The sequence below is a fragment of the Streptomyces sp. NPDC002265 genome (genome assembly GCF_040296125.1).
In the GTDB taxonomy this organism is placed as follows: domain Bacteria; phylum Actinomycetota; class Actinomycetes; order Streptomycetales; family Streptomycetaceae; genus Streptomyces.
In genome coordinates this window covers 1-9,847 of sequence record NZ_JBEOWS010000354.1, presented here as the reverse complement: position 1 = coordinate 9,847, position 9,847 = coordinate 1, and the positions used below count along the sequence as shown (strand labels likewise).

The following is a 9,847-nucleotide window of genomic DNA, read 5'->3' as shown; positions in this document are numbered from 1 at the left end:
ACATCAATATATCAGACGCTCTACCTCCCGCTCTACGCGGCCGCGCCCCCCGCCCCCCCCCGCTGCGGGGGGAAGTACCTGCGCGATCTTTTACGACGGGGGAATCGCGTCAGGCACTGCGGGGGGTGGCCGAGATGGTCCTGATGTCAGGAACGTCCGGCTCCGCAAGCCGGTGGTCCCGCCGATCCAGGTTCACAAAGATCATTCCGTACCGGATGGCACACCGCACGGGCTGCGGCGCGCCGCGAGGCTTTCGCAGGCACCGGTACGCCCGCACGTCCTCGTCCTCGTCCCGCGTGACGACGACCGGCTCACCGAAGACGGTCACCATCAGCGAGTCGCCGCTGTGGGGGATGGCGGTGACCAGGTCGATGAAGTGCCAGCCGGAGCGGTAGGCGGTGGCCATCTCACGTCGGAAGGAGCGGTCGTCGGGTGGGGTGGTCACGTCAACTCCACACGGTGTCATTCGGTGTGACGACGGTGTCGCCGTCGCCGGCCGCGGCGTTGGCGCGCGGCACTGACCAGACGGTGTCCGCCCGTGCGTCACCCTTCGCACCAGAGAGGCCACTCAGCGTTCCGAAGGCCACAACGGCGGAGAAGGCGGCGACAAGCACCGAGCGAAGCATTCTCTTACGCATAGTCGGCTTCGTCCTCACTTGAAGGTCCCCTCTTCCCCCGTCGAGTAAGACGATGGCTCATTCGGGCACGTCATGGCCACAGAATCAATGCATCATGTTCCTGCATGTTCAGGGTCCTGGGGGGTGGAGATTTGGCAACGAATCGGACTAACGAGACACATCCTCACGCCTTGACGGAATTGTGCGAGGAGGGTGGGCGCCTCTACGCGAACGCGCTGCGCACGGGGCGAATCGCCCGCGCCGAGGTGGAGGCCGCGCCGTGCCTCATGGAGTTCGCCCTGCTGCACCCCGACCCGGACGAAACGAACTGGCTGCTCCCGGTTCCCCCCTCGGTCGTCCTGGCCCAGCGCCTCAACGCCATAGAGCGCGAGATCAGTGAGCGGCGGCGGCTGTCCACCGACCTGGCCGGGGCCTTCGAGCCGTTCATGGCCCTGAGCGCCCAGGTGACGGCGGCCACGGACTCCGTCCGGGTGCTGGAGGGGCTCGACCGGATCAACGCGGCACTCGACCTGGCCACCGCCCAGTGCCAGCACGAGGTGCTCACGGTCCAGCCGAGCGCCCGCCACCCCGAACGCAGACTCATCGAGGGACTGGAGCGCGACCGGCCGCTGATCGAACGCGGTGTGCGCATCCGCACCCTGTACCAGCACACCGCGCGCTACAGCCCCGAAAGACTCGCCTACGTCGACCAGTTCGCCGACGGGAAGGCGGAGTACCGCACCATCGACGAACTCGTCGAGCGGCTGATCATCTGCGACGAGACCGTGGCCTTCATCCCGGTCCGCGAGGACCGCCAGGTCGCCCTGGAACTGCGCCACCCCGGGCTGGTCAGCTACCTGGTCAAGGTGTTCGAGTTCATGTGGAACCGCGCGGTGCCGCTGAGCGCCGGCGCCCCCTACGAGACCGCCCCCGACGGCATCACCGACATCCAGCACTCCATCGCCAAACTCCTCGTGGAGGGGCACGTGGACGAGGCCATCGCGCGCCGGCTGGGCATGAACGTACGCACCTGCCGGGCCCACATAGCCAAACTGGCCACCGCCCTGGGCAGCGGCAGCCGCGCCCAACTCGGCTATCTGATAGCCCAGTCGGGAATCCTCAACCAGGACCACCCCGCCCCCGCCGAGGACGGCGGGACCTGACCCGGAGCGCCCTCGCCGGCCCCCTCACAGGGCGGTCGGCGACCCCTGGTCGGGCAGGACCACCTGCGGCACACCGGGGGTCGGCGCGGAGCCGACCAGGCCGACCTGGGCGATCCTGACCCCCAGCTGGGTGCGGCTCGCCGCGCCCAGCGTCTCCGAGAGCCGCGCGATGTGCGCACGGCAGGTGCGGACACTGATGCCGAGGCGCTCCGCGATCACCGCGTCCTGATGCCCCTCCGCGAGCAGCGCCGCGATGGACTGCTCGCGGTGCGAGATGCCCTCGATGCCGGTGTCGGGCAGCGGGGCGGTGAGCGGGATCGCCAGGCGCCAGAAGCGCTCGAAGACCGTGGCGAAGTAGCCGACCAGAGCCGGGTGCCTGAGCTCCAGGGCCATCGTGTGATCGGCGTTGGCGGGGATGAAGGCGACCGTGCGGTCGAACAGGATGAGCCGGTCGACGACCTCGTCGAGGGTGCGCGCCTCGACCGTGTCGCCCATCAGCTCCAGGTAGTTGAGCAGGCCCTGCCCGTGCCGGGCCACATGGTTGTACAGGTCCCGCATGCGCACCCCGCGCCCGCGCAGCGTCAGCGCCCGGTGCAGCCCCTCGGACAGCTCGGCCTCGCGGCGGATGCCGCCCGGCTGGACCGTCAGCACCTCCGTCGTGCAGGCCTCGGTCGCCTCGTCCATCGCCGTCTGGATCCGGGACAGGCCCTCCAGGACCCGGATCGAGCTGCCCTCGGTACCGGAGGACGGCAGCCTGCCGCCCAGGCCCGCGTACCACTCGACGGCCGCGACCGCCGCGCCCACCCGGTGCCGGCTCGCGCTGACCTCGTCGTGCACCGCGCGCAGCAGCCGGGTCATGACCTCCTGCGGCGCGGTCGGCACCAGCCAGTCCATGTCGTCGGGATCCGGGTGCAGCAGGGCCAGTTCCAGCAGACAGGGCACCGGGTCCGCGTCACGACGGCGCACCCGTCCGCGCCGTACGGCCCGGGAATACACCCGATCCCCGGCCTCGCACAGTCGGTCGGCACCGTGTGGATGCTGCTCCGTCCCGTGCCCGGCCATCGCCCGTCCCACCCCCGGTTCCAGCCTCTTCCGCAGGCGCCACTATGCGCGGACCCTACCTGCTCCGCAACACGGCTTCCCTCGGCCCGACCGTGGGAAACAGCTGGTTCGCCCCGCTTTCCGCCCACCGCCGACCATCGCATCGCCACAAGCTGACGGTGGTGTTCCGTACCCGGCCGGTACTCGGCGGAATCCACTCCCCCGGGTGACTGCCGTCCATGCGTTCCCGTCGTGTCCGCCCTCTCCCCTTTCGGCTCCGACGGCCCGACACTTCCCCTATGCCGAAAGGGCGCCTGCCGAGGGCACTGACATGGACGACACTGGCCGCGGCTCTGACGCTGCCTGTCGCGGGCTGCGACGCGGGGGGCGGGAGTCCGGCGGGTCCGTCGCCCTCCGCGGCCGTACAACGGCCTTCCAGGGCTTACAAGGATGGACACCTCACGTTCACCTTGCTGTCCCTGCGGTGTGGCCTTACGGCTGTCTCGGGATCGCACAGTGAGGCGCAACCCGACGGCCAGTTCTGTGCGATCCGGCTGCGGGTGGAGAACAAGGACCCCGAGTTCCACACGTACGTGGTCGCGCGGCAGCGCCTGGAGGGCGTCGCCGGCCGGCGCGGCCGGGCGGACACCTTCGCGATGGCGGTACGGCGTCAGCACGACCAGGTCGAGATCGGCGGACACGATCTCGTCGAGGTCGAGATCTGGTACGACGTGCCGCGCGACGCGAAGGTCACGGGCGTGCGCGTCTCGGGCGACCGCGACCGGGCCGGCTTCATGGACAGCCGTCCGGTGGAGCACGCCCCGGAGGGCGTGCTCATCCCGATGAAGCCACTCGTGGGCTGGTGAGGCGTCCTGGGACCGGTGAGGTCTCCAGGGGCCACTGAGGCGCGTGCAGGCCGCTGAGGCGCTCGCGGACCGCCGGGACGGGCCTGTCGAGCCGTTCGCGGGCCTGTGAGCCGCTCGCCGGCCCGTGCGGCGCCAGGGTCTACTTGAGGCCGATCGCGGAGCAGGCGGCCTTGTAGTCGGCCGTGCAGATGTCGGAGATCTTGTAGATGCCGTCCGCGACGACGGTGTCCTTGATGTTGTCCTTGGTCAGCGCGACCACGCTCACCAGCAGCGAGGGGATGTTCTTGTTCGTGGGGCTGTCGACCTTGTCACGGGTCAGGGCGTCGAACTGGATGTCGTGACCCTGGATCCGGGCGACGGCCATCTGCGCGGCGGCCTCGGCCTCCTCCGGGTACGACTTGTAGACGCTCATGTACTGCTGGCCGGCGACGATCCGCTGAACACCCGCCAGCTCCGCGTCCTGGCCCGTGATAGGCGGCATGGTGGTGACGCCCGCGGCCTTGAAGGCCTTGATGACACCGCCGGCCATACCGTCGTTGGCCGCGTAGACGCCGGCGATGTTGCTCTTGCCGATCCGCTCGATCGCCTTGGTCATCTTGGCCTGGGCCACGTCGGGGTTCCAGTCCTTGGTGTCCCAGGTGTCGGCGATGACCACCTTGCCGTCGAGCTCGGAGAGCGCGCCCGCCTTGAACTGCTTGGCGTTCGGGTCGGTGGGCGAGCCGTTGACCATGACGATCTTGCCGGAGGAGTTGTCCACCTGCTCGGCCAGGGTGCGGCCCTGCACCTCGCCGACGAGCTCGTTGTCGAAGGAGATGTACGCGTCGATCGGGCCCTCGGACAGACGGTCGTAGGCGATGACCGGGATGCCCGCGTCCTTGGCCTTCTTCACCATGCCCGCGATGGCGTGGGAGTCGACGGCGTCCAGCAGGATGATGTCGACCTTGTCGTCGATCATCTTCTGCATCTGGGTGGCCTGCACGTCCGCGTCGGAGGCGGCGTTGGCGTAGGCGGTCCGGCCCTGGCCGTTGGTCAGGGAGGCGACCTTCGCCTTGATGATCGGGTAGTCGAAGTCCGCGTAACGCGTGTTCGTCTTCTCCGGCATCAGGATGCCCACCGTGACGTCGTTGCCCTTCGTCGGGCTCGCTTCGGCAGCGTCCCCCGATGCGTTGAGCATGCCGCAGCCTGCCAGCGAGAGAGTCATAGTGGACGCGGCCACGGATATGGCGATACGACGCATTCGGGGGCTCACTTCAAGTGCGATCCGGACATGGGTACGACATGGTGACCCAGGTGTCTGAAAAGACAACGCGTCCGCAACCGTCGGCGTCAAGCCGAAGCACTTAACGAGATAGCAACATCATGCTCCGCTTCGCTCACAGTCGGTCGCGAAGGCCCTGCAGATTCTTCACCAAACGGTCTTTTATGGCCCCTTCACTCAATGGAAGTTCACGGAAAAGTAAAGTTTCACACAACCCGTCACTGCTCCGTCAAACCATGATCACGAAGGGTCCCGGCGTCCGCCCGGACCCCGTCGCCGGAGGCACGCGAAGGGGCCCGGGAGATCTCCCGGGCCCCTTCACACACGTGCCGTCGCGTCGTACCGCCGCGTCGCGGCCCTCAGTCCGAGGGCCCCTGCCGCTTCGGCCGCCAGACCACCAGCGCGCTGGTCTGCTGGACCTCCTGGTACGGGACCAGGTCCCGCCGGTAGGAGGCGTGCACCGCGGCCTCGCGCTGCCGCATCGTGGCCGCCGCGCCCTCCAGCGCCGCCTCCATCTCCGCGACGCGGGACTGGAGCGCCGCGACCTGGTTCTCCAGTTCGATGATCCGCTTGATGCCGGCCAGGTTGATGCCCTCGTCCTGCGACAACTGCTGGACGGTGCGCAGCAGTTCGATGTCGCGGGCCGAGTAGCGCCGCCCCCGTCCGGCGGTGCGGTCGGGGGAGACCAGACCCAGGCGGTCGTACTGACGCAGCGTCTGCGGATGCAGACCGGAGAGCTGGGCCGCCACCGAGATGACGTAGACCGGGGTCTCCTCGTTCAGTTCGTACGGGTTACGCCGACGGCCGTCCATCACGCTCAAGCTCCCTTCGCGGCCTCGAACAGCTCCGCCCGCGGGTCCTCCCCCGCGGTCGCCTCGCGATACGCCTCCAGTGCGTCACGAGCATTCCCCGACAGGTCCTTCGGAACACTCACCTCGACGGTGACCAGCAGGTCGCCGCGGGTGCCGTCCTTGCGGACCGCGCCCCTGCCACGGGCGCGCATGGTGCGGCCGTTGGGGGTGCCCGGGGGGAGCTTCAGCGTCACCGGCGGGCCGCCGAGGGTCGGAACCCGCACCTCGCCGCCGAGCGCCGCCTCCGTGAACGTCACCGGCACGGTGACGGTGAGGTTGTCGTCCTTGCGGCCGAACACCGGGTGCGCGTCGACGTGCACGACGACGTACAGGTCGCCCGCCGGTCCGCCCCGCTCGCCCGGCGCGCCCTTGCCGCGCAGCCGGATCCGCTGCCCGTCGGTGACACCCGCCGGGATGCGGACCTGCATGGTGCGCGAGGACTTGGCACGGCCGCTGCCCTTGCACTCCATGCAGGGGTGCTCGGCGATCAGGCCGCGGCCCTTGCAGTCCGGGCAGGGGTCCGTCAGCGAGAAGCCGCCGCCGGAGCCCCGCGCCACCTGTCCGGTGCCGACGCAGGTCGGGCACACCCGCGGGGTGCCGTTCTTGTCGCCGGTGCCGGAACAGGCCTTGCAGGCCTGCTGCGAGGTCATCCGCAACGGGACCGTCGCGCCCTCGATCGCCTCGGTGAAGCTGAGGGTGACCTCGGTGTCGATGTCCTGGCCGCGCCGGGGCTGGGCGCGGGTGCCGGTGCCCGCGCCGCCCCGGTTGAACAGGCCCCCGAAGACGTCGCCGATGCCGCCGCCGAAGCCGCCGGCACCGCCGCCGCCCTGGGGGCCGCCGCCGAAGAGGTCGCCCAGGTCGAAGTTGAAGTTGCCGCCGCCCGCGCCCGGTCCCGGGCGGAACCCGCCGGCACCGAAAAGGGCGCGGGCCTCGTCGTACTCCTTGCGCTTCTTGGGGTCGCCGAGGACGTCGTTCGCCTCGGAGATCTCCTTGAACCGCTCCTCGGCCTTGTCGTTGCCCTTGTTGGCATCCGGGTGGAACTCGCGGGCGAGCTTCCGGTACGCCTTCTTGATCTCGGCCTCGGTCGCGTCCTTGGGGACGCCGAGGACCTTGTAGTAGTCCTTCTCGATGAAGTCCTTGGTGCTCATCCCCGACGTCCCTCCTTCCGCTTCCGCGTCTGAGCGTCAGCCCTCGTCCGGGCCACCGCTCTCCTTGTCGTCACCCGTCTCGGCCGAGTCCTCGGCCTTGACCGTCTGCGCCCCCGGCTGGGGCTCGGCCACCGCCACCCGCGCGGGGCGGATGGTGCGCTCGCCGAACCGATACCCGGGCTGGAGAATCGCCACGCACGTCGTCTCCGTGACGTCCGGCGCGTAGCTGTGCATCAGGGCCTCGTGGATCGTCGGGTCGAAGGGCTCGCCCTCCTTGCCGAACTGCTGCAGGCCCATCTTCGCCGCGACGGTCTCCAGCGACTCCGCGACGGACTTGAAGCCGCCGACCAGCTCGCCGTGATCACGCGCGCGACCGATGTCGTCGAGCACGGGCAGGAGCTCGGTCAGGAGGTTCGCGATGGCGATCTCCCGGACCGCGATCCGGTCCCGCTCGACCCGGCGACGGTAGTTCTGGTACTCGGCCTGGAGCCGCTGGAGGTCCGCGGTGCGCTCACCGAGCGCGGTACGCACCTGGTCCAGCTGGGCCACCAGGGCCGCGGTCTGGTTCGCGTCCCCGGCCGGGGCCGCAGCCTCCTCCGCGGAGGGAGCGGCGGCCTTCGGCTCGGCGTCGTCAGAGGTGGCGCCGGAGGGGACGTCGGGCTTCTCGTCAAAGCCCGGGGTCTCCTCCGTCACGCGACACCGTCCCGGCGCTCGTCGTCGACGATCTCGGCGTCCACGACGTCGTCGTCGGCGCGGGCCTCACCGGCGGGCGCGCCACCGGCGGCCTGCGCGGCCTGGGCGTCGGCGTACATGGCCTGGCCCAGCTTCTGGGAGACGGCGGCGACCTTCTCCGTGGCGGTGCGGATCTGGGCGGAGTCCTCGCCCTTGAGCGCGGCCTTCAGCTCCTCGACGGAGGCCTCGACCTCGGTCTTGATCTCGCCCGGGACCTTGTCCTCGTTGTCCTTGAGGAACTTCTCGGTCTGGTAGACGAGCTGCTCGCCCTGGTTGCGGGCCTCGGCCGCCTCGCGGCGGGCGTGGTCCTCCTCCGCGTACTTCTCGGCCTCCTGGCGCATGCGGTCGACCTCGTCCTTCGGCAGCGAGGAGCCGCCGGTGACGGTCATCTTCTGCTCCTTGCCGGTGCCGAGGTCCTTCGCCGTGACGTGCATGATGCCGTTGGCGTCGATGTCGAAGGCGACCTCGATCTGCGGCACGCTGCGCGGGGCCGGCGGAAGACCGGTCAGCTCGAACATGCCGAGCTTCTTGTTGTACGCCGCGATCTCGCGCTCGCCCTGGTAGACCTGGATCTGCACGGACGGCTGGTTGTCCTCGGCGGTGGTGAAGATCTCGGACCGCTTGGTCGGGATCGTCGTGTTCCGCTCGATGAGCTTGGTCATGATGCCGCCCTTGGTCTCGATACCGAGGGACAGCGGGGTCACGTCGAGGAGCAGGACGTCCTTGACCTCACCCTTGAGGACACCGGCCTGGAGGGCGGCGCCGATGGCGACGACCTCGTCCGGGTTCACACCCTTGTTGGCCTCGTTGCCGCCGGTCAGCTCCTTGACGAGCTCGGCGACGGCGGGCATACGGGTCGAGCCGCCGACGAGGACGACGTGGTCGATCTCGGACAGCTGGATGCCGGCGTCCTTGATGACGTTGTGGAACGGCGTCTTGCAGCGCTCCAGCAGGTCGGCGGTCAGCTGCTGGAACTGGGCGCGCGTGAGCTTCTCGTCCAGGTGCAGCGGGCCCTCGGCGGAGGCCGTGATGTAGGGCAGGTTGATCGAGGTCTCGGTGGACGAGGACAGCTCGATCTTGGCCTTCTCGGCAGCCTCGCGCAGACGCTGGAGGGCCATCTTGTCCTTGGCGAGGTCCACGCCGTGACCGGAGCGGAACTGCTGCACCAGGTAGTCGACGACGCGCTGGTCCCAGTCGTCACCACCGAGGTGGTTGTCACCGTTGGTGGCCTTCACCTCGACGACGCCGTCGCCGATCTCCAGGAGGGACACGTCGAAGGTGCCGCCACCGAGGTCGAAGACGAGGATCGTCTGGTCGTCCTTGTCGAGGCCGTAGGCGAGCGCGGCCGCGGTGGGCTCGTTGACGATACGAAGGACGTTGAGACCGGCGATCTCACCGGCTTCCTTCGTCGCCTGGCGCTCGGAGTCGTTGAAGTACGCCGGGACGGTGATGACCGCGTCGGCCACCTTCTCGCCCAGGTACGCCTCGGCGTCGCGCTTCAGCTTCTGCAGGATGAACGCGCTCATCTGCTGCGGGTTGAAGTGCTTCCCGTCGAGCTCGATCTTCCAGTCGGTGCCCATGTGGCGCTTCACCGAGCGGATGGTCCGGTCCACGTTCGTGACCGCCTGGCGCTTGGCGACCTCGCCGACCAGCACCTCACCGTTCTTCGCGAAGGCGACGACGGACGGCGTGGTCCTGGCACCCTCGGCGTTGGTGATGACGGTGGGCTCGCCGCCCTCCAGAACGCTGACGACGGAGTTAGTCGTGCCCAGGTCGATGCCGACCGCACGTGCCATGGTGATTTCCTCCAGCTGACTTGAGTGGAACGGACTCAAGTGTGCACGACCACCACCCCGCGGTCAACAGAGCTGAGCCACAGCGACTCAACTCTTATCCGTTCCTTACACGCAACTGCGCTCTGACCTGCGTAGATGCGGGCCGTCGCGCACCGTTCACCGGAAATCGAAGTACCCCCCATACGGCGATCAGCACCACCACCGCCACCCAGAGCGCGGCCCCCGGGCCGATCCACCCGGTGTGCACCAGCACCCCGACGAGCACCGCGGGGAACGCCGCGGCGCCGAGCACCACGGCGGCTGCGCTGGCAGGGTGCTGTGGCGTTCGGGCGTGCGCGTGTCCGTTCTTATGGAATGTGATCATGCGGGTACGTC

Annotated in this window: 9 protein-coding genes and 1 pseudogene; 2 read left to right on the top strand and 8 right to left on the bottom strand. The window is 69.2% G+C overall.

Translation table 11 applies throughout. The annotated features are described in order from the left end of the window. Positions 1-109: 109 nt before the first annotated feature. On the bottom strand, positions 110-445 hold the full coding sequence (locus ABT085_RS38590) for a hypothetical protein (protein WP_351619245.1): 336 nt from the start codon (positions 443-445) through the stop codon (positions 110-112). Between the two features lie 297 nt (positions 446-742). Here ABT085_RS38590 and ABT085_RS38585 point away from each other — a divergent pair, with 297 nt between their 5' ends. Further along, complete coding sequence (locus tag ABT085_RS38585; RefSeq protein WP_351619243.1) at positions 743-1,780, top strand: helix-turn-helix transcriptional regulator; 1,038 nt, start codon at positions 743-745, stop codon at positions 1,778-1,780. Positions 1,781-1,804: 24 nt separating this feature from the next. On the opposite strand, the gene ABT085_RS38580 is transcribed toward ABT085_RS38585, so the two are convergent. Next, a complete protein-coding gene (locus ABT085_RS38580) occupies positions 1,805-2,842 on the bottom strand; it encodes a helix-turn-helix transcriptional regulator (protein ID WP_351619241.1) in 1,038 nt (345 codons plus the stop codon). Positions 2,843-3,060: 218 nt separating this feature from the next. Between ABT085_RS38580 and ABT085_RS38575 the strand changes: the two genes are divergently transcribed. Then, entirely contained in the window at positions 3,061-3,687 is a 627-nt protein-coding gene (locus ABT085_RS38575) for a DUF4352 domain-containing protein (protein WP_351619238.1), read from the top strand. A gap of 139 nt (positions 3,688-3,826) precedes the next feature. Here ABT085_RS38575 and ABT085_RS38570 read toward each other — a convergent pair whose 3' ends face one another. The 6 genes and pseudogenes from ABT085_RS38570 to ABT085_RS38545 all read right to left on the bottom strand — a co-directional run. Next, positions 3,827-4,924 (bottom strand): sugar ABC transporter substrate-binding protein, encoded by a 1,098-nt coding sequence (locus ABT085_RS38570; protein ID WP_351619235.1) that lies wholly within the window; start codon positions 4,922-4,924, stop codon positions 3,827-3,829. 380 nt (positions 4,925-5,304) lie between these two features. Further along, a complete protein-coding gene (locus ABT085_RS38565) occupies positions 5,305-5,757 on the bottom strand; it encodes a heat shock protein transcriptional repressor HspR (RefSeq protein WP_351619233.1) in 453 nt (150 codons plus the stop codon). Between the two features lie 5 nt (positions 5,758-5,762). Continuing rightward, on the bottom strand, positions 5,763-6,944 hold the full coding sequence (gene dnaJ, locus ABT085_RS38560; RefSeq protein WP_351619230.1) for a molecular chaperone DnaJ: 1,182 nt from the start codon (positions 6,942-6,944) through the stop codon (positions 5,763-5,765). A gap of 36 nt (positions 6,945-6,980) precedes the next feature. Further along, on the bottom strand, positions 6,981-7,637 hold the full coding sequence (gene grpE / locus ABT085_RS38555) for a nucleotide exchange factor GrpE (protein ID WP_351619227.1): 657 nt from the start codon (positions 7,635-7,637) through the stop codon (positions 6,981-6,983). After that, positions 7,634-9,472, bottom strand: a complete 1,839-nt coding sequence (gene dnaK, locus ABT085_RS38550; protein ID WP_351619224.1) for a molecular chaperone DnaK — start codon at positions 9,470-9,472, stop codon at positions 7,634-7,636. The genes grpE and dnaK overlap by 4 nt, the downstream gene beginning before the upstream one ends. Positions 9,473-9,566: 94 nt before the next feature. Further along, a pseudogene (locus ABT085_RS38545) lies at positions 9,567-9,847 on the bottom strand (hypothetical protein); the annotation flags it as partial.

Coding starts and splice junctions, on each gene's coding strand:
- ABT085_RS38575 (WP_351619238.1), top strand. CDS start 3,061: ATGCGTTCCCGTCGTGTCCGCCCTCTCCCCTTTCGGCTCCGACGGCCC.
- ABT085_RS38570 (WP_351619235.1), bottom strand. CDS start 4,924: ATGCGTCGTATCGCCATATCCGTGGCCGCGTCCACTATGACTCTCTCG.
- ABT085_RS38585 (WP_351619243.1), top strand. CDS start 743: ATGTTCAGGGTCCTGGGGGGTGGAGATTTGGCAACGAATCGGACTAAC.
- dnaK (WP_351619224.1), bottom strand. CDS start 9,472: ATGGCACGTGCGGTCGGCATCGACCTGGGCACGACTAACTCCGTCGTC.
- dnaJ (WP_351619230.1), bottom strand. CDS start 6,944: ATGAGCACCAAGGACTTCATCGAGAAGGACTACTACAAGGTCCTCGGC.
- ABT085_RS38580 (WP_351619241.1), bottom strand. CDS start 2,842: ATGGCCGGGCACGGGACGGAGCAGCATCCACACGGTGCCGACCGACTG.
- ABT085_RS38565 (WP_351619233.1), bottom strand. CDS start 5,757: ATGGACGGCCGTCGGCGTAACCCGTACGAACTGAACGAGGAGACCCCG.